At 37.9% G+C, this 19,268-nt stretch carries 17 protein-coding genes and 1 pseudogene; 4 read left to right on the top strand and 14 right to left on the bottom strand.

Going from position 1 to position 19,268, the window contains the following annotated elements:
- Nucleotides 1-65: 65 nt before the first annotated feature.
- Nucleotides 66-704, bottom strand: a complete 639-nt coding sequence (locus ES711_RS03870) for a DUF6563 family protein (RefSeq protein WP_146890272.1) — start codon at nucleotides 702-704, stop codon at nucleotides 66-68.
- Between the two features lie 140 nt (nucleotides 705-844).
- On the opposite strand from ES711_RS03870, the gene ES711_RS03860 reads away from it, so the two are divergent.
- The 4 genes from ES711_RS03860 (at nucleotide 845) to ES711_RS03845 (ending at nucleotide 5,015) form a co-directional block, all read left to right on the top strand.
- Complete coding sequence (locus ES711_RS03860; protein WP_146890269.1) at nucleotides 845-1,210, top strand: BlaI/MecI/CopY family transcriptional regulator; 366 nt, start codon at nucleotides 845-847, stop codon at nucleotides 1,208-1,210.
- Between the two features lies 1 nt (nucleotide 1,211).
- A complete protein-coding gene (locus ES711_RS03855; protein WP_146890266.1) occupies nucleotides 1,212-3,275 on the top strand; it encodes a M56 family metallopeptidase in 2,064 nt (687 codons plus the stop codon).
- 150 nt (nucleotides 3,276-3,425) lie between these two features.
- On the top strand, nucleotides 3,426-4,526 hold the full coding sequence (locus ES711_RS03850; protein WP_146890263.1) for a DUF4407 domain-containing protein: 1,101 nt from the start codon (nucleotides 3,426-3,428) through the stop codon (nucleotides 4,524-4,526).
- 42 nt (nucleotides 4,527-4,568) lie between these two features.
- Nucleotides 4,569-5,015, top strand: coding sequence for a YybH family protein (locus ES711_RS03845; protein ID WP_146890260.1), 447 nt, complete (start codon nucleotides 4,569-4,571; stop codon nucleotides 5,013-5,015).
- Here the strand turns inward: ES711_RS03845 and ES711_RS03840 are convergent, their stop codons facing one another.
- The 13 genes and pseudogenes from ES711_RS03840 to ES711_RS03780 all read right to left on the bottom strand — a co-directional run bounded on the left by ES711_RS03840 (nucleotide 5,016) and on the right by ES711_RS03780 (nucleotide 19,240).
- Nucleotides 5,016-5,297, bottom strand: coding sequence for an STAS domain-containing protein (locus tag ES711_RS03840; protein WP_146890257.1), 282 nt, complete (start codon nucleotides 5,295-5,297; stop codon nucleotides 5,016-5,018).
- A gap of 180 nt (nucleotides 5,298-5,477) precedes the next feature.
- Nucleotides 5,478-6,725 carry an NAD(P)/FAD-dependent oxidoreductase gene (locus tag ES711_RS03835; RefSeq protein ID WP_146890255.1) on the bottom strand — a complete coding sequence of 416 codons (1,248 nt, stop codon included), beginning with the start codon at nucleotides 6,723-6,725 and terminating at the stop codon, nucleotides 5,478-5,480.
- A complete protein-coding gene (locus tag ES711_RS03830; RefSeq protein ID WP_146890252.1) occupies nucleotides 6,726-8,981 on the bottom strand; it encodes a S9 family peptidase in 2,256 nt (751 codons plus the stop codon).
- A gap of 10 nt (nucleotides 8,982-8,991) precedes the next feature.
- The gene (locus ES711_RS03825) at nucleotides 8,992-9,999 is read right to left on the bottom strand and encodes a 4-hydroxyproline epimerase (protein WP_146890249.1); all 1,008 of its coding nucleotides are present in this window, start codon (nucleotides 9,997-9,999) and stop codon (nucleotides 8,992-8,994) included.
- A 187-nt stretch (nucleotides 10,000-10,186) separates the two neighbouring features.
- Nucleotides 10,187-10,551: pseudogene (locus ES711_RS03820) on the bottom strand (endonuclease domain-containing protein).
- Nucleotides 10,552-10,606: 55 nt separating this feature from the next.
- Nucleotides 10,607-12,337 (bottom strand): DUF885 domain-containing protein, encoded by a 1,731-nt coding sequence (locus tag ES711_RS03815; protein ID WP_146890246.1) that lies wholly within the window; start codon nucleotides 12,335-12,337, stop codon nucleotides 10,607-10,609.
- Complete coding sequence (locus tag ES711_RS03810; protein WP_146890244.1) at nucleotides 12,334-13,917, bottom strand: aldehyde dehydrogenase (NADP(+)); 1,584 nt, start codon at nucleotides 13,915-13,917, stop codon at nucleotides 12,334-12,336. The genes ES711_RS03815 and ES711_RS03810 overlap by 4 nt, the downstream gene beginning before the upstream one ends.
- 92 nt (nucleotides 13,918-14,009) lie before the next feature.
- Nucleotides 14,010-14,924 carry a dihydrodipicolinate synthase family protein gene (locus ES711_RS03805; protein WP_146890241.1) on the bottom strand — a complete coding sequence of 305 codons (915 nt, stop codon included), beginning with the start codon at nucleotides 14,922-14,924 and terminating at the stop codon, nucleotides 14,010-14,012.
- A 416-nt stretch (nucleotides 14,925-15,340) separates the two neighbouring features.
- Entirely contained in the window at nucleotides 15,341-16,159 is an 819-nt protein-coding gene (locus ES711_RS03800) for a hypothetical protein (protein WP_146890238.1), read from the bottom strand.
- A gap of 324 nt (nucleotides 16,160-16,483) precedes the next feature.
- A complete protein-coding gene (locus ES711_RS03795; RefSeq protein ID WP_146890236.1) occupies nucleotides 16,484-17,062 on the bottom strand; it encodes a PhnA domain-containing protein in 579 nt (192 codons plus the stop codon).
- Nucleotides 17,063-17,136: 74 nt separating this feature from the next.
- Complete coding sequence (locus ES711_RS03790; protein ID WP_146890233.1) at nucleotides 17,137-17,499, bottom strand: MmcQ/YjbR family DNA-binding protein; 363 nt, start codon at nucleotides 17,497-17,499, stop codon at nucleotides 17,137-17,139.
- An 85-nt stretch (nucleotides 17,500-17,584) separates the two neighbouring features.
- On the bottom strand, nucleotides 17,585-18,505 hold the full coding sequence (locus ES711_RS03785; protein ID WP_146890230.1) for a hypothetical protein: 921 nt from the start codon (nucleotides 18,503-18,505) through the stop codon (nucleotides 17,585-17,587).
- Nucleotides 18,506-18,511: 6 nt separating this feature from the next.
- Nucleotides 18,512-19,240 carry a hypothetical protein gene (locus ES711_RS03780; RefSeq protein WP_146890227.1) on the bottom strand — a complete coding sequence of 243 codons (729 nt, stop codon included), beginning with the start codon at nucleotides 19,238-19,240 and terminating at the stop codon, nucleotides 18,512-18,514.
- Nucleotides 19,241-19,268: the final 28 nt, after the last annotated feature.

Below are 19,268 nucleotides of genomic sequence, written 5' to 3'. Positions count from 1 at the left end.
TTCGTGGCTTTTTTGTGTGTTAGTAAAAGACAATATCCTATTTAACACATTAATCTACAACACCTCTAGTGCTCAGTTATCCACTTCAAAAGATATTTGGAAATGATTTCAACAGCATCCTTTTCCGTCTCCTTATCATAAGCCTCAACTAATCTAGGGGAACCACCTATATAGTCTCTAATATTTTTTTGAGACACTAATATGGGCGCTTTCGTAGGTTTATCTAATACATAAGGCAATCGAATAAGGGCTCTTTTGGCAGCACCGAACGCGCCAACGAATCCGCCAAACATGTAATTGACATCAGAATTCTCAAGTCCAAACTTTTTTGGATGCATAGGAATACCTGCTTTGAAAAAGAAGAAGTTTTCATTTTCTCCCTCTACTTTACTATACCAATATTGCAACTCGTATTTAGAACAATTTATATAAAGGTCAGTGCCTTCAGAATAGGCAAAAACGTCTTTTAAGAAGAAGGATCTTTTCACATCCTTATCTAGGGGGTTAATTTGGTAATCATTACCACCATTCATTTTAATTTTCCCTGGGGTTCTGTGTTCTAATTTGGCATTGGCAGTTTTGGAGGGTGCTTTGTCCAACACCTCTTGAAGATCCATATAAACGCCCTCAGGATAGCTACTAATTTGCGCATTACTGTGATTATTAAAGCAGATTAATGCAATCATCAAAATTAAATTTTTCATATGTTTTTGAGATGGAGCCGACTCCTATAGGGGTTAAACACTTCAAATATAGAGTTTCCAACGAAATAAAATCATAAAATAATTTGGTGGAATCATTTTTTGTTCTACATTTGTAGAACACCCTCTAAACTTGTAGAACAATGCAACTCACAAAAACAGAAGAAGACTTGATGAATCATCTTTGGAAATTAGAAAAAGCCTTTATGAAAGACCTTCTTGAAGCGTATCCTGATCCGAAACCAGCACCAACCACAGTGGCTACATTATTAAAACGGATGCATGACAAACAGTTTGTAGGTTATACACTTTATGGAAAATCAAGAGAATATTTTCCATTGGTAAAAAAGAAAGACTATTTCAGCAAACATGTAAACGGCCTGATCAAAAGTTTTTTCAACGACAGCGCCACTCAATTTGCTTCATTTTTTACGAAGGAAACCAATCTTACAAAAGAGGAATTGGAAGATTTGAAACAACTCATCGATAGCGAAATCAAAAAAAAGTAACATGTTATTCTATCTCCTAAAATCCGCCGCATGTTTGGCCATCTTTATGGTCTTCTATAAGTATATCTTAGAGAAAGAAAATATGCATGTGTTTAAACGTTACTATTTATTAGGCGCTTTAGTGCTTGCCTTTACCATTCCATTGGTAACCTTTACGGAATACATTGAGGTCATCGCGACGCCCGAGATTAATGAAGGCGCAGTGCATTATATTCAAAACGTTCCTCAGATAGAACAAACAAATTATCTTCCTCTGATTTTATGGAGTATTTATAGTTTGGGCGTAGTGTTGTTTGGAATAAAATTCTTGCTGAATCTTTTTAAAATAATTTTTAAAATCAACCGTAATCCCAAAAAAAAATCAAATCATATTGTTCATGTGCTGTTATCAGATATGATCACACCACACACCTTTTTTAAATACATATTTCTGAATAAACAGAAATTTGAAAATAAAGAAATTCCACAGGAAGTGTTTTGGCACGAAGAAGCCCATGCCATCCAAAATCACAGTATTGATGTATTATTTGTAGAATTACTGCAAGTCATCTTCTGGTTTAATCCTATTATTTATTTTACCAAGCATTCCATAAAAATGAACCACGAGTATTTAGCGGATCGGGCGGTATTAAACAAAGGCGTCAACGCCACAAATTACCAACACATTTTATTGGCATTCTCATCAAATGCTTCAACACCAATCGGGATGGCAAATGCCATCAATTATTCATCAATCCGCCTTAAGGTGTTTGGAAAGCAAATCACGCTTTTCAATGCATTCGGACAGATCAAAAAACGATTTACAGTTATGAAAACACACACCACAAAACAAAAAGTATGGTTAAAAAGCCTTGTGCTTTTACCATTATTAGCACTAACACTTTATGGATTTAGTGAGAAAAAAGAAATTGTCAAGGAAGCTACTGTTATAGAAACTTCCCAAAACAAGGTGTCATTGGGTCTTTCCGAGACGTCAGAACAAAAAATGTATTCGGAAACGCCTCAGCAAAAAGCAACTGCTGAAGAAGTTGCAGAATACAATAAACTGGCCAAACAAATCAATTCCCAACCTCCCAACAAAACTGTCATAAGACTTAAGGACGTTAAACGTCTTAGGGTGCTCTATGATAAAATGAGTAAGGAGCAACAGGCCAATGCGGAACCCATGCCTAATTTTCCGCCACCACCACCACCACCACCACCAGTTGCGGCAGGTACTACAATAAAACGGTTGCCTTTACCTGCTCCGCCACCGCCAAATGCGACAGCTGAACAATTGAAATCTTATGAAAAAGCTGTCCAAGATTATAAAGCCGAACAAAACTATACCTACAAGCATAAAACAAAAGAGGGCAAGGAAGTAGAAGTATTGGTAATTCCGGATGTGCAAGATCATCTCCCGCCACCGCCACCGCCACCAAACGCTCCAAAAGTTTTAAAAACTAATACAAATAAAAAAATAGTGCTTTTAGAAGATTGGTATATTACTATAAATAACAAGAGACATTACTATCCGTACAAAGGTGATCAATCAAAATACTATGACCAATACGGAAAGGAGATTACGTCATCAATTGTTAATGAGTACAAAAAGAAATATGACCTATTTGAAAAATTAATAAATGAAGAGCCCCATTACATCCATAAAACAGAAAAAGAAAAGAAAGCAATAGACCACCTATTTTCTGATTTGGGAGGTATGTATTTTAGAATGCCTAAAACCGATAGAACGAGAGTAGTCAAACCAATTAATCCGATTTCACCATATATTATGCTGATTAAAACTAATGGAGAAATATATTACAAACTGAAAAGTGAGTTAACTGATAAAGATAGAGAATTACTGCCACCTCCGCCGCCACCGCCTCCAGTTTCGCCGTTAGTTCACATCGAAAATATGGCTAAAAAGAACGCATTGTTCTTCTACGAAGGCAAAGCCGTTACTTCAGGCGAAGCAATCAGAATTTTGAAAAGCGACATCTCCCTCAACATTTCAACAACCCAGTCCAATACTAATCAACCGAAAGTGAATATCACGAAAGATCCTATTATAATTAATGATTAAATTTTTTTAGATATAATGCAAAGACCTGTAAATTTCAAATTTTACAGGTTTTTTTTTGTTGAAATGTGTAACAAAACCCTAACTCTAACGTTCTAATAGTCAACCTGTCCTGAGCGCATCCAAAGGGTCAATCAAAAATCGAATCACGTTATGTTAAAAAAATTCTTCATTCTGTGCTCTGGCTCAGATACTGATATTCTGGACCATTGTTCCAACGGCGAACAGAATAAATATGCAGGTATTGGCGCTACCGTTTTCTTTACCGCACTAATGGCGACCATTGCGGCCAGCTACGCCCTCTTTACCGTATTTGACAACCCTTATATGTCCATAGGTTTTGGTTTCATTTGGGGATTGCTCATTTTTAATCTGGATCGTTTTATTGTTTCTACCATAAAAAAAAGGGGTCGTTTTACTGACGAATTGATTCAGGCTGCTCCACGACTCATTTTAGCCATCATTATTGCTGTAGTCATTTCTAAACCCTTGGAGTTGAAAATCTTTGAAAAGGAAATCAATCAAGTATTGTTAGAACAGAAGAACGATTTGACACTCGCTAATAAAGCTCAAATCGCCCAGCAATTCACCCCAGCGCAGACTGATTTACAAAATGATATTGCCACATTACAATCGCAAATTGAGACCAAAGAAGCGGAAGTAAATGCCCTCTATACCACTTATATTACAGAAGCAGAAGGTACTGCCGGCACTCAACGTTTAGGGAAAGGTCCTGTTTACAAAGAAAAACGTGATAAGCATGATGCCGCCTTGGCCGAATTACAACAGTTAAAACAAAGCAACATTGAAAAAATAGCAGGAATTGAAAGTCAGCTAGTACAATTGCATATTGAGTACTCCACAAAAGTAGCCAGCACCCAACCCATCATTGATGGTTTTGATGGTTTAATGGCTCGGGTTAACGCTTTAAACACCTTGCCGTTGCTGCCTTCGCTTTTCATTTTCCTTTTGTTCCTGGCCATTGAAACCTCGCCTATTTTTGCAAAATTATTATCGCCTAAAGCAGAATACGATTATAAATTAGAAGATGCTGAAACCGCCATCAAAACTTGGGTAGAGCAAAAAGTAAATGAACGTAAGACGCTTTTACAAACCGATATGGCTATTAACAACAAAGTTTATCATGACATTGCCGAAGAAGATGAGCTCTACCAATACAAACGCAAAAAAGCCAGAGCGCTCATGCAACTACAAGCCGACGTTTTTTTTAATCATCAAAAAAACGCGCTTTAAAAATTAGTCAGTATATTTAAGAGCCACTAAAATTATTAAAAAATGAAACTCGTCTATATTTGCTTATTATTACTATTATTTTCTTGCAAACCCCAAATTGAAAATCAGCATGCACCTACAGATACAGAAGCCATAACCGCCATAAAACAAGTGCTTGACGATCAGGAAATAGCGTGGAATAATCATGATTTGGAAGGATTTATGCAGGGCTATTGGAAGAATGATTCTTTAAAATTCTACGGCAGTGATGGACTGACCACAGGTTGGGACAAAACCTTGGCCAATTATAAAAAAGGGTACCCTACTCAAGCTGAGAGTGGCACCCTTAAATTTGTTATTAATGACATTTCAAAAATTGAGAAGAATTCCTATATCGTCTTTGGTGAATTCCATTTAGAACGCAGCATTGGCAATACCAACGGCATATTTACCATCATCTTCAAATACATAGATGGACAATGGAAAATTATAGCGGATATGACCTGTTAATTAAGCGGCGTTTTCTTCAGATTTAAAATGTTCGTATAAATCGTCGCAGCCCATGCCAATAATAGAAAGATTTTTTTTCTTTTTAAGACATTCATTATGCAATTGTGCCAACGCATTAACACCGTAACGATCAATACTAGTGAGCCCTTCAATGTTCAGAATCAAGGCATGCTGTCTGTCAAAAATATTTAAAAATTCTCTTTTAAACACATGCACATTGTCCTTGTTAAGGATGCCTTTAATTTGAAATAAGTTGTTGTGATTCGTAATTTGTAAATCCATAATAGCGTCAATTTAGAGTTAGTAATTGTAATGCGCTATTAATCAAAAAGGAACATATCAAACATAGGGAATTAAAACATAGCAATAGTCATATTTTCGATTAAAAACATTCTGCTTAGACTATTACATCTCGAGTGTCTTTTTTATCGACATATGCCCATAAACAAAGATTTTACTTACTTAAAATTTTCGATCCGGACTGAATTGACTGATATCCATACTTAAGGTTTTATCCGAAATTAATTCTGATACCAATTTCCCGGTTCCTGTGGCCATACTCCACCCCATCATGGCATGTCCTGCGGCTATAGTTAAATTCGGGCATTTTAAGGATTTCCCAATATAGGCCAATCCGTCGGGAGAGACGGGACGCAACCCAGAAGCGGCAGCATCCTTTTCATCTTCAGTTAAGCTAATCTCTGGGTAGTATTTGGTTGCTGCTCTTGCAATGGCATCGACTCGAGTTTTATTGATGGTATCATTGATACCCGCAATTTCCATAGTGCCTCCAAAACGGGTAAAGCCGTTCATTGGGGTTACGGCCACTTTAGATTCCGTTAAAATGGCTGGCATTTTAATACCCGTCGGACGTTCGGTATTAATTCGATAGCCTTTGCCCGCCTGCAACAGTAAGTTGATACCTAACTTTTTACTTAATAAGGCACTCCATGACCCAGCCGCCAAAACAAATTCATCTGCGGTAAACCTATGCGATTTGGTGATAAGCGCTATTATTTTCTGATTGCTGACTTCTACATCTTCAACTTTTTCATTCGCATAAAACAAGACACCTTTCAATTTCAAATAAGCCTTCATTTCGGTCATAAACTCATTGGGCGTAGTATGTGCATCACATTTAAAATGGGTACCGCCTATGACATTCAACGTAACGTTTGGCTCCAATACTTTTAAGTCGGCCAGCGTCACTTCAGTAACTTCCAAGCCTTCATCAATAGCCAAATGCGCTGTTTTGAGTTCCTCTTCAAGTGATTTTTCGGTTTGACACAACATCAATATCCCATCCTTTCGATATTGAGATGTAAACTGCTCTTGTTGTCTGATATCCGCGTACAATTCTTGACTGAGCACGGCTAAATCCCTGATCATTGGAATCGCCTTTTTGACATGATTGGAATTACAAGACTTATTAAACGCATAGGTCCACTTTAAAAAATCCGGATCCAGACGTGGCTTAATATAAAGCGGACTTGCAGAATTGAACATCCACTTGAAGCCTTTTAACATCACGCCGGGTGCAGATAATGGAATGATATGGCTGGGCGACAAATACCCCGCGTTAACGTAAGATGCGCCGGCATCCATATTGGATTGGTCAATGATCGTGACCTCGTGTCCTTCTTTTTGAAGGTAATAGGCGCAACTTAATCCTATAATTCCGCCACCAATAACTATAACTTGCTTACTCATTTATTCCCATTTAAAATCCCAAATTGGCTCCTCGCCCTTCAAATGCTCCACAAAATAATTCCAACGTTTTTTGGTGAAGTAATTTCTGACTTTTCCTTGATACCCATGCCTCTGACTTGGAAATATCAATAAATCGAAGTCCTTATCAGCATTGACTAAAGCTTCAGCTAATTTAAACGTTGCCGAAGGATTGACGTTCTCATCAATACCACCATGCACTAATAATAATTTCCCTTGCAAATTTTTGGCATTGGTGATGTTGGAAACTTCATGATAGGTAGAATCAACAGGCCAGCCCTGATACATTTCAGGCCACCATGCTTTTTCCATTCTAAAATCGTGGTCTGCTGAACTCGCCACTCCAACTTTGTACACCTCAGGAAACGCGAGCATAGCTCTACCAGTGTCATAACCTCCAGCGGAATGGCCAAAAATGCCAACGCGATTGGTGTCAACCCATGAAAATGTTTCGCCTAATTGTTGAATTGCCAACACGTGATCTTCAAGATTATTACCCATATTTTTATAGGAATGGTTGTGGAATTCCTTCGATCGACCTGAAGATCCTAAGCCATCCACCATCATGACGATAAAACCGAGTTCTGCCAAAGACTGATTTGCAAAGGCGGTATTGAAAGATTTTGGGAATACTTGAGTATGTGGCCCCGTATAACTATGGTCAATAATTGGATAGGACTTGGTAGCATCAAAATTTGTAGGCTTCCAAATGGCGCCGTAGATGGTTGTTTTACCATCTTTACCTATGAGCTGAAATGGTTCAGGCGCTTTCCAACCTTTACCCACAACATTAGAAACATTGGCTGATGTGAGTTTAGCCACAACTTTTCCAGTTTTAGCCGCCCTCAAAACCGTTACCGTAGGACTATTGACTGTGGAATAATTATCTACAAAATGCTTCCCATCTTCCGCAAACGCTATGGAATGGTGTGCATTTTCTGGGGTCAACAACTTTATAGTTCCCTTAAAATTTACTTTATACAGTTGTTCATGATACGGATTCATGTTCGCATCTTTTCCAGAAGCCAAAAAATAGATGTCCTCGCTATCTTCATCGGTATGTACAACCGAATTGATGTAATAATCCCCGTTAGTCAGTGGTGTCACAACCTTCGTCTCATTATCAACCATATAGAGTTGTCGCCAACCACTACGCTCAGATAAAAAGATTACTTTTTGCTTTTTCTCAAACGACCTGAACCAGAAATTGTCAATATTAGTTTCACTTGTTTCTTCAATAAGAACTTCTTCTGTTAGCGCATTGAGATCTACAAGTGTTAAGATTTCCTTTTTATAGCCTCGTTCAGAATATCCTGCCAAGAGCTGCCCTGATTTTTCCAACCACTCTACAGCTACTGAATTAATGTGTGTCCCTTTTGGTAAGCTGGTTTTTACCTCTTTTTTGCTTTCAACATTAAAAAATACGGGTTTTACATGCACCATAGTGGTGTCTCCAGGTGAGCCTCTGTAGTAGGATAATAGTTTTGACCGATAAAGGGTATCGATGCTGTGGTCTAACAAATACATTTTTTCGGCAGTTCTAAAATCGACAACATCAGAGGAAATCCATTTGGAATCTTTAGACCAATTCACTTTAAAGCGCTTTGGACGCTCAGCGTTTTCACCTTCAATTATATCATACCAACCGTAATAGGTGGCATATTCATAATCTTTTACACCATCCTGACTCAATTGGTATTCCTGATCAGTGGTGGTCGATTTGATAAACAAGTTGTAATCTTTAGAATAGGCAATCCATTTCCCGTCTGGCGATTTGGTTTCAAACAAATCATTATCCTCCTTTTTTTCTGCTTTTTCGAGTTGGATTTGATACGTTTTAAGATCCAGTAAATACGTTTTAGATTCAAAATTGAAGCTGAGATGATCTGCTTTAGTTCTTTCAATATTTGAAAGTTCCATTTGATTTCCATCCACCTCCTTCTGTGTAACTTTTGATAAGGCTTGCGCTACTTTATGGTGATCAAATAAAGGGGTGACTCTATAGTTTTTAAAAGCCATGGATTGATACGTTTTTCCGGTTTTGCCATGTTCAACAAACCAAATCCCAGAATTATCTTTAAACCACTGCACGTCAGTATGTAGATTAAAAACTGTTTTGTTGTTTAAATTATCGGGCATAAAACTGACGGCCCTTTTATAATCCTCATGAGTCAATTTTTGCGCCTGAAGTTGTGTTGACAACATCAGCAATAGGAGTGCGTAATAAACCTTATTCATTCTCATATTTTTAAATCACTTGAAATCCGAAAGCGTATGGATCGTCTTCAGAATCTATTGTTATTGTATTATGTCCATAAATTTTAGCCCATCCTTTAATGCTCGGAATAATGGCCAAGTTACCACCTAATTTCGTTTCCTTTTCTACACGGCCTATGAACTTACTTCCAATGAAACTTTCGTGAATATAATCTTCACCTACACCGAGCTTTCCTTTTGCAAATAATTGTGCCAAACGCGCCGATGTTCCAGTACCACATGGGCTTCTATCTATGGCTTTATCCCCATAAAACACCGCATTTCTACCTGACGAATTAGGATCAATAGGTGTTCCTGTCCAGAGCATATGCGTTACATCCCGTATTGTATCATTTTCCGGATGAATAAATTGATTCGGATATTTTTCATTGATACGCTGCCTTACCACTTGAGAATATTGGATAAGTTTTGACGCAGAAAAATCCTGAACACCAGAAAAATTTTCTTGCTGGTCAACTATGGCGTAAAAATTTCCGCCATAGGCCACATCAAAAGTAATTATCCCTAATTCTGGGCACTCGACCGTGAGATTTTCAGCAGCCAAATAACTTTTTATATTGGTCAATTTAACCCAATCTACCTTAGCTCCAGTTTGTTGGTATTCAATTTCCACTAATCCTGCAGGCGCTTCCATTTTAATTTTACCTGGCGTTTTGGGTTGCACTAAGCCTTCTTCTATAGCAATAGTGATAGTGCCAATAGTGCCATGCCCACACATTGGTAAGCATCCCGAGGTTTCGATAAATAAAATGGCAAAATCATTTTCAGGATCGTGTGGTGGAAACAATATTGAACCACTCATCATGTCATGACCTCGTGGTTCAAACATTAAACCTTTTCGTATCCAATCATACTCTTTCAAAAAGTGTTGCCGCTTTTCACTCATCGTGTTGCCGATGAGTGCTGGGCCACCTTCTTTAATAACTCTTACTGGGTTTCCGCAAGTGTGTGCGTCAATGCAGATGAATTTGTGTTTCATAAAATGTGTCTTACACCTCCCTAGCCCTCCTCAAGGAGGGAATTGATTGTGACTTCTTATTAAATTTTATAATATAAATACATACTCAATTACTAACTAACCCTTCTTTATAATGAAGTTTGAACATATTTCTGTAATATAACGACTCAAAAGTCCTCCCTTGAGGGAGGATTTAGGTGGGTGTTACTTACCCTAATAATTGCTTAATTTCACATTCTAAAGCAAGTAAAACATTCATCATATCTTGTTTTACTTCTTTATCGGAAAACCTAACAAACCTCACCCCTACATCTTCCAATCGACCTTGCCTTTTTGCATCATATAAAAATTTATGATCATGGCTTCCACCATCTATTTCAATAGCTAACCCAATTTCATGACAATAAAATCAACAATATAATCTAACATTGGCACTTGTCTATGAAACTGTACACTGTAAGCCTTATTCTTAATTTTCTTCCAAAGCAAAATCTCCGACTGTGTCGCATTGTTGCGTAAAAATCTTGAACGCTCTCTTAAATCTGATCGGTAGGGTATGATTTTATTTGCCATGCGAACACCTTTGTTTTTTCTCAACCAGTTTATCGGAAAATAGGTTGAGAAGTGATCAGATTTGCTTTTTTACTTTGCGAATGTAATTATCAACACGCTCCTCCATTATCGACAAAGTGACCGTGCCTTGCTCTAATATAATTTCATGGAAATCTCTAATATCAAACTTGGAACCTAGCTCCTTCTCAGCTCTTTTGCGTAATTCCCTTATTTTTAATTCGCCAATTTTATAAGACAACGCTTGTCCTGGCCAAGAGATATAGCGATCGGTTTCTGTATTGATTTCATGTAATGATAAGGCGGTGTTAGCAGACATATAGTCCACAACCTGCTCACGTGTCCAGCCTTTGGCGTGAATTCCAGTATCCACCACCAATCTGCAAGCGCGCCACATTTCGTAAGTCAACTTTCCAAATTGTTCATACGGCGTGGTGTACATTCCCATTTCATCAGCTAAAAATTCAGAATATAAGCCCCAACCTTCTCCATAAGCGGACAGGTATAAATCTTTTCTAAACTGCGGAATACTATCGCCCAACTCGTTGTTTAAACTCATTTGTAAATGATGCCCTGGCACGGCCTCATGCACGGTTAATGAAGGTAAGGTATATAAGGTTCGGCTCGGCAGATCATAGGTGTTTACCCAATAATAGCCAGGCTCCGTACTTTCTTTAGACGTTCCGATATAACGGCCACCCGTATATTTTGGTGCAATGGCATCTGGCACTGGCGCAACACCATAAGGTTTACGCGGCAATGTTTTGAAAAACCGTGGTAACTGCGCATCAGCACGTTTAGACATATCGCGAGCAATCATAAGCAATTGCTCAGGAGTTTCAGCATAAAATTGTTTGTCAGTTCTGAGGAATTGGAAAAAATCGGCGAAGCTTCCTTTAAAATCGAGCTCCTTGATGATTTGCTCCATTTCTGATATAATACGCGCCACTTCCTTTAAGCCAATTTGATGAATGGCGTCCGCCGTGTATTGGGTACTCGTCGTATAATAATTAATTCTATTTTGATAGAATTCTTTACCGTTTGGCGTTTCAGATACCCCTAGAGTTGTTCTTGTTTTTGGAAAGTATTCGGTTTCAAAAAACGTTTTAATGCGTTTAAATTGCGGGGTTACATTTGTTTTTATTGCAAGCTGCGCCACTTTTAATACAGAATCCTTTTGGGTTGGACTTAAATCATTTGGTAAATTTCTGAAGGGTGAGTAGAAAAAACTCTCTTTATAATCTGCTACAATATGTTCATCATAGGTAGATTCGTAGCCTTTAAAAATCACCAAAGGTTGGGATACGCCCTTTTGCAATCCTAAGCGTATGTTTTTTAAATTTTGATTGACAAACTCCGGAATGGAATTCAGACTATTAAGATAGGATTTAACTTGATCATAATTTGATAACGGACGCACACCATAATTTAAGCTACTATGAAATCCGGAATCCGAAAGTAAAGGATTTAAAAAGTGTTCAAACTTGTAATAATCAATTTGATCTTGTAAGACAAACGCTAACAGTTCCGCAGAAATGCGTTGGGTTTCCGGCAATTGTGACGTGTCAATTTTAGATAATTTCGTTAAATTTTGCTGGGCGAAATCTGCTTCTGCTTTAAAATAATCTTCGGTATATAAACCCAGAGGAAACTGCTTCCTATCGTATCCTTCGTGCTGTTCGTAGGTTTTAATCAACTCTTCTAAGGTGCTAGACGCATTCTGAGAATGGCCAAAAGGCATTACGAAAAGTGACAGCATTACAATGAACAAAGGTTTTAATATTTTCATAATTTATTTTTAGTTTGAATTCCATCAATATTACGAATAATACCCAACGGATTATCATCCTTTAAGGCATCTGGCAGCAACTGTTTTGGCCAATCTTGATAACTAAAAGGCCTTACCCAACGTTTTATGGCATGTACGCCGATGGCAGTAAATCTGCTGTCCGTAGAGGCGGGAAACGGACCACCATGCATCATAGACGGACAGACCTCAACGCCAGTGGGTACACCGTTGAAAATGATACGCCCTACTCTATTTTGCAAAGCTGAAGTAATGTTGGAATACTTTGAAATCTCCGTAGTATTAGCCATGATGGTTCCTGTAAGTTGACCTTCCAAATTTAATATGACTTCTTCTAATTGGTTGATGTTGTCGCATTGCACCACAATGGAATAGGGTCCAAATACTTCTTGATGTAAGGTGCTATTCTTCAAAAACGTAGCGCCGTCAACAGTAGTTACGGTTTGTTTGGCATAATTTGGAAGGGTGTCCGTTGAATAATCGGCTGAAACATTAATTCCTTTTTGAGAAATAGCTGAGTTCTTATTTTTGTTATAAGCGTCATAGATGTTGGGATGCAACATACATGAAGGTTCAATTTTTAGAATTTCATCAGAGAGCTGCTCTATAAAAGTTGATAGCGCGTCACTTTTAATTCCCAATAATAGTCCGGGATTGGTACAAAATTGACCTGTCCCAACAGTTATAGACCCCGCATAGGTTTTAGCTAAAGAGTCGCCTTTAGTTTTTAAGGCTTCTGGAAGCAATACTACTGGGTTGACAGTCCCCATTTCAGCAAATACCGGAATAGGTTCCTCGCGTTGCGCTGCCAAATCAAATAATGATTTTCCCCCTTTAAAACTGCCCGTAAATCCAACGGCTTTAACGTTTGGATGTTGCACCAGCTGTTTTCCAACGGCAATTCCACTACTATTAAGGTTAGAGAACACACCGTTTGGCATGCCTGTTTTTTCTGCAGCTTTTAAAATAGCGGAAGCTACCAACTCTCCTGTGCCCGAATGCATAGGATGTGATTTCACGATGACCGGACAACCGGACGCTAATGCTGAGGCCGTATCTCCGCCTGCAGTTGAAAATGCCAGTGGAAAGTTGCTCGCTCCAAACACGACCACCGGGCCGATTGGAATTAGCATTTTTCTAAGGTCCGATTTTGGCATAGGCTCACGTTCTGGTTGCGCAGTGTCAATAGTCGCTTCTACCCAAGACCCTTCAGTCAATGCTGTTGCAAATGATTTTAACTGCCCCATCGTTCTGCCACGCTCACCGATAGCTCTCCCTGATGGCAAACCAGATTCGGCACAATAGGTTTCTATGAGCGTTTCGCCCAAGGCTAATATTTCATCAGCAATGCTGTTCAAGAATTCTGCCTTTTTAACTCCTGAAATGGTTTTATAGGTTTCAAATGCTTCTGAAGCCAAGGCAACAGCGGCGTCAATTTCCTCTGATGTAGCTTCTGAAAAATCCCATTCATTTTCGAGATTCAACTGCGGATTGAAGGTTTTATATGTTTTATGGCCTTTGGCCGAGTGTTGCGTTCCGATATAGTTTTTTCCTGTAATCATACTTATTTTTTTTGGCCCTAATTCCTGATGTCCCTTATTACGATGCCATATTTATGTGTGGTGTTATTATCGTCTCTTTTATATAAGGCATCCTATAAGTTTTTATAATCTGGAAGAGTAGGTCTGTTTTTTAAGGCGTCTTCAATGGTCTTTATCACGTGTTGGCGTTCATCACCCTCTAATGGCAAGCGTGGCGCCCGAACATTTTCAGTGCCTAAATTTGTATATACTTCCGCTAATTTTATGTTTTGTACTAATGTAGGGATAATATCCAACTCCAATAAAGGCATGAACCAACGAAAAATTTCAATGGCTTCTTTAATTTTACCTGCCTTTTGAAGTTCGTATATCGCTACAGTTTCTGCTGGAAAAGCGCAAACCAAACCAGCTACCCAACCATCGGCTCCCATAATCAAACTTTCCAGGGCTATTGTATCCACACCAGTCATTATTTTAAGTCGGTCGCCAAAACGATTTTTGATTCGTGTCACATTGGTAATATTCCGGGTAGACTCTTTCACCGCTTCAATATTATCACATTTTAGCAGTTCTTCAAACATATCCAAAGTCACTTCAATTTTATAGTCTACCGGATTATTGTAAATCATAATAGGTAAGGACGTATTATTGGCGATGGCTTTAAAGTACTCTACAGTCTCCCTATCTCCCGATTTATAACGCATTGGTGGCAAGACCATCAACCCTTTTGCGCCATCTTCCTCTGCTTTTTGTGCAGCTAGAATGGCGTTTGTAGTGGTTTGTTCTCCGATATTAATTAACACAGGAACTTTGCCTTTAACGATGTCCACCGTGGCGGTAGTCAATTTTCGTTTTTCTTGATCGGATAGTGTACTCGCCTCACCTAAAGTTCCTCCCAGAACAATACCATGAACACCTGCATCCAACTGTGCTTTGATGTTGATTTCGAAATTTTTTAAGTCCAGTTCATCGTTATCAGTGAACTTGGTTGTGACTGCTGGCATAATGCCCTTCCATTGAATGCTCATAAGTTATAATTTTATATACTGTAAATTTAGAGGGCGGAGGTTAAAAAATTCAATAGAGATTTATCCAAAACTGATATTATAGTATCATATTCACCTTTACTTGATACCATAACGAATAATATTTGCTTATTTCTGAGTTGTAAAAGTCCTTCCAATTGAAATTCCAAAACCAAACGGGCATTTTATGGAAGGCAACATCAGGAAAAAATTCAATCAAAATAAATTGCGACTTGAACATGCTAGCAGATTTTTGTTAGTAGCTAATGATTCTACAATTGCTGAAGCGCCCAGTTTCAATGATATCTCTAACTTTAACAGGTAATTAAAAGCCGTCACGTAATAAAGTCCGGAAGAATTTAAAAACAAAAAAAGACTTACTAATTAAAGTAAGTCTGTAAGTTTTGAAAGCTCTTATTTTATTTAGCAAGCCCTGCTACATAGGTGTATATATAATCACCATGTCTATTATCAAAATATTTGGCCCCTTTTTCTCCCATACTTTTTCGGGAAGCTTCATCCTTCCAATGGGCTTCAAATAATTCCGTATCCCTATCGAACATGCTCTCTAAATCAGCCATAGAATCGAAAAAAAAAGCCTCAAGGAACTCTGTACGGTCTGAACCCCATGCATGCGCCATTGGATAATAGGCTTTGACAAATTCATTTTTATTGGTCACATTATCAAAATACTCTTTTGAAGTGGCATCAAATTCCTCGTCGGCACCTTCACCATATGCAAAATGTCCTTTTCTTACATAGCATATCATATCTTTGGTTGGTTTTGCGGTCATTGTTTTAGCGTTGGGCATGGTTGCATAAATTTCATCAGAATGCATTGGCGAATAATAGGCATCTCTTTTCTTAAAAAATGCTTTCCTAGCGTTTTCATCTGGCCAAGCGGTCTTAGCAAGTTCGGCGTTTCTTTTAGCTGCCTCACCTATAGCCTCCCAAGAAGGATAGGACTGAACGTATACAACCTCCGTGTTATCAGGCGTCATGCGATGTAAATAGAAAGAAGAAGCAGCTATATATTCATTCTTCATGGTGATTTTATCTAAGAATTCCTTTTCTACAGCTTTCCAATCCTCCATTTTAAAATCCTTATTGTCCATATTCCAATGCATGGTCGTTATGGTTACAAATTCAGGCCTTGTTTGTTCTTGAGCAATAGTTGAAGTGTTGCTGAGTAATAGCGCTATTGCCAAAACCACGAAAAATCTATTAATTGTTTTCATAATAATTGAATTTTGGTTAATTTAAATTAATTACAAATTTTAAAACCAAGATTTAGGACAATCGTTAAGAGCCTTTATTTTAAAGGCATAGGCATGTTGTGGAGAGAGTTAAATGTACAAAAAAAAACCTTCAATTAGTTGATAATTACAGGTTTATTGAAGAAGAAAAAAAAAAAAAAAAAGAATGTGTCTCAATACGTATACAACCTATCTGAGAGTTGAATATTTGAGAACTATTCTCGGACAGCTGTCCGATAGAAAAACATAAAAAAAGCCGTTTCAATTAGTTTTGAAACGGCTTCTTTGTAAGTATTGGTTGAAGTGTTATGACTTCTTTACATATTTCGTAATGATAACAATGTTTTGTCCATCTACTCGGCCTTCAATATATTCCGCATTTTCATGATCCAAACGGATATTACGCACTGCTGTACCTTGTTTTGCTACCATGCTGGATCCTTTTACTTTTAAATCTTTGATGAGGACTACAGAATCTCCATGCTCTAAAACCACACCATTCACATCACGATGGATAATTTTGTTAGCTTCATCTTCATGCTCACCGGTTGCCCGAGCTAAGGCTAATGCTTCCTCATCAAGATACATCATGTCTACCAAATCTTTTGGCCACCCTTCGGCACGCATCCTCTGCAACATGCGCCAAGCCATTATTTGCACAGCCACATTTTCATTCCACATACTGTCATTTAAACAACGCCAATGGTTAGTGTCCATGTCAACAGTACCTTCTATTTGGTCGAGACAGGTTTTACAAACCAAAACATCATTGGCTACATTTTCATTCAATGATGGTGGAATGGTATATTGTGATAAATTTTCTTTGGAACCACACAGTTCGCAAGTATTGTTGCTTCTATCTTGAAGCATTTGAAGAACGCTCATGGGATTGTTGATTGTTGATTGTTGATTGTTGATTGTTGATTGTTGAAAAAAATATTTGTTACAAACATACTCTTTTAATGGAGAGAATCCTGCAACTTTTTAGGCATCCCTTTAACTACCATATCGTAAGAATGATCGATGAGTTGGAAAAGTAATTTTGGAGAGACTTCATCTGAAGTTAAGTTGATGGTGTTCCAATGTTTTTTGCTCATGTGGTAACCAGGTTGAATGGCGGCATAGGCTGCCCGCAATTCGTCAGCATACTCCGGATCACATTTTAGATTAATGGATTTGTCACCTGCTTCCCATTTTCGCAACCCGATTAAAGCGTACATCTTTCCCATCACTTTAAACACCAGGGTATCCGCATCAAAAGGAAAATCTTCGGTGACCGCTTTTTTGTTCAGGCAATAGTGACGGAGTTGTTCAATGTTCATATGTGGATAAGTTCAAACTAAATGGTTGAACGTGCTTAAAATTAATAAATTTATGGAACTAAGGTAGTTCTTAAATGCATCAATATTAATAGGACGAAGATCTAAAGAAATACGTGGCATCCTTGGGAATAGCAGCAACACTAGTATGTCTGTGTTTTTTATAACGGGACCGATCCTCTTCTGGTGCCTCTGGAAAATGATAGGTTCCGATAACTTCCGTTTTAACCAAATTCCAACCTGCTTTAAAATTTAAGTCATAGTTCACATTGGTTGCTACAATTAATGGTATACTGGTATTGCTTAAATCGCCTTTCCAGTCTTCACTAGCTTTTATGGCACAGTCTTTTTCCACATAAACCCATGACATCATATACCCTTCGTCACCAAAATACAAGTTCCCAGGAGTTATTAAATTCAAGGTTACTTTCTCGGAATTTCCTATCGTCAGCATTCCTATTTTTTGGTCATCTTGGTACACTAACAGATATGAATTGAGTTTAAACCCGGTCTCTCCATTGGTATACTGATACACATCCGGGTTATGGATATCATAAAATATATTGCTGTTTTTAAAGTTATTTAAAGGTTTTAAATCTGGCACCCTTTCCGACGGATTCAGCACAATTGTACCATCGGCTTCTATAAGTCCAACCTTAACAAAATTGACTTTATCTTTTCTAACATCGTAGCCATGATTGAATACGAGGTCTGCAACTCCAAGGTTCCAGTTGGCCAATTTTTTATTGTTGGTGCTAGATATCACGTTGTTTTTTGCAGTGACAACATTGGCATTCTTACTTTTATCAGTCTTAATTATATCCATCTCCATTCTTTTTTGTTGAGCTTCAGCTTGCTGCATCACCTCATCAAGATTGATACATTCCATCAGACTATCGCGCATTCTGGTTGCTTTGTCTATCATTTTTTGTTGCTCCGGAGTTTGACCGATAGTGGCGTGTCCTAGGATGAGCATCAACAGGACGAGAATTTGATTATACGGTTTCATAAGCATCTAATTATAAAAGTACTTGCCAATCCACTTTGCATTAGGCGCAGAAGACTGAGATGAAGACACAGCTATTTTAGTAGGCTTCTTAATTTTATCAATTTTATTTTCTTCATACATGCTTGGAATGTTTTGCTCCTCGACACTTTCAATTTTATATTCAATAAAATTAAAGCCAGGATTTAAATGCAAATTATAACTGTATGTGGTCACTAGGGGATCATCGTCCGTATAGGTGACTGTAGCGGAACAATCTCCCTGATAATTAAACTCAGATTCCACATACACCAATTCAAAATAGGATCCGAGAATCGCGTCAATAGCACCGTCAGACTCAAGCCAAGGCACCATATTTTCATCTGTAACCATAAATAACAGACCCTCATATGGATTATCTTTTGAACTTAAAGATATATAGCCTCCAACAGCAGATTTTATATTTTCATCTTCAGAGAGCATGTCATAAAAATTATCACATTTAGAAAATAAGGTATAAGCCGCATCATTCATATAATTTGCCGTCACCTCATCAGTTAAAAAGTTATAATCTTTTGGAAAATTAAAATGCAGTTCGCCTGTATTAGAAATGGTACCTATGGAAATAGGCTGATCCATGCCAAAAGAGAATAGGACCAAATCCATAGCATTCAAGGTGTGATTTTCAACTTTAACAAGAGGCTGTGCCATACTCATTTGAATCGAAAATAAGGTCAAAAGTATAAGTATATTTTTCATAGGTTCTCTGTTTTTTAAGGATTAGTGA

This window comes from Gelidibacter salicanalis, assembly GCF_007997285.1.
GTDB lineage: Bacteria > Bacteroidota > Bacteroidia > Flavobacteriales > Flavobacteriaceae > Gelidibacter > Gelidibacter salicanalis.
The sequence above is the reverse complement of the archived record's forward strand: the minus strand, read 5'-3'. Positions and strand labels throughout refer to the sequence as shown.

Excerpts from the sequence above, each read along its gene's own strand:
- ES711_RS03805 (WP_146890241.1), bottom strand. The coding sequence starts at position 14,924 with ATGAGCATTCAATGGAAGGGCATTATGCCAGCAGTCACAACCAAGTTC.
- ES711_RS03825 (WP_146890249.1), bottom strand. The coding sequence starts at position 9,999 with ATGAAACACAAATTCATCTGCATTGACGCACACACTTGCGGAAACCCA.
- ES711_RS03860 (WP_146890269.1), top strand. The coding sequence starts at position 845 with ATGCAACTCACAAAAACAGAAGAAGACTTGATGAATCATCTTTGGAAA.
- ES711_RS03780 (WP_146890227.1), bottom strand. The coding sequence starts at position 19,240 with ATGAAAAATATACTTATACTTTTGACCTTATTTTCGATTCAAATGAGT.
- ES711_RS03835 (WP_146890255.1), bottom strand. The coding sequence starts at position 6,725 with ATGAGTAAGCAAGTTATAGTTATTGGTGGCGGAATTATAGGATTAAGT.
- ES711_RS03795 (WP_146890236.1), bottom strand. The coding sequence starts at position 17,062 with ATGAGCGTTCTTCAAATGCTTCAAGATAGAAGCAACAATACTTGCGAA.
- ES711_RS03845 (WP_146890260.1), top strand. The coding sequence starts at position 4,569 with ATGAAACTCGTCTATATTTGCTTATTATTACTATTATTTTCTTGCAAA.
- ES711_RS03815 (WP_146890246.1), bottom strand. The coding sequence starts at position 12,337 with ATGAAAATATTAAAACCTTTGTTCATTGTAATGCTGTCACTTTTCGTA.
- ES711_RS03785 (WP_146890230.1), bottom strand. The coding sequence starts at position 18,505 with ATGAAACCGTATAATCAAATTCTCGTCCTGTTGATGCTCATCCTAGGA.
- ES711_RS03800 (WP_146890238.1), bottom strand. The coding sequence starts at position 16,159 with ATGAAAACAATTAATAGATTTTTCGTGGTTTTGGCAATAGCGCTATTA.
- ES711_RS03855 (WP_146890266.1), top strand. The coding sequence starts at position 1,212 with ATGTTATTCTATCTCCTAAAATCCGCCGCATGTTTGGCCATCTTTATG.
- ES711_RS03830 (WP_146890252.1), bottom strand. The coding sequence starts at position 8,981 with ATGAATAAGGTTTATTACGCACTCCTATTGCTGATGTTGTCAACACAA.
- ES711_RS03790 (WP_146890233.1), bottom strand. The coding sequence starts at position 17,499 with ATGAACATTGAACAACTCCGTCACTATTGCCTGAACAAAAAAGCGGTC.
- ES711_RS03810 (WP_146890244.1), bottom strand. The coding sequence starts at position 13,917 with ATGATTACAGGAAAAAACTATATCGGAACGCAACACTCGGCCAAAGGC.
- ES711_RS03870 (WP_146890272.1), bottom strand. The coding sequence starts at position 704 with ATGAAAAATTTAATTTTGATGATTGCATTAATCTGCTTTAATAATCAC.
- ES711_RS03850 (WP_146890263.1), top strand. The coding sequence starts at position 3,426 with ATGTTAAAAAAATTCTTCATTCTGTGCTCTGGCTCAGATACTGATATT.
- ES711_RS03840 (WP_146890257.1), bottom strand. The coding sequence starts at position 5,297 with ATGGATTTACAAATTACGAATCACAACAACTTATTTCAAATTAAAGGC.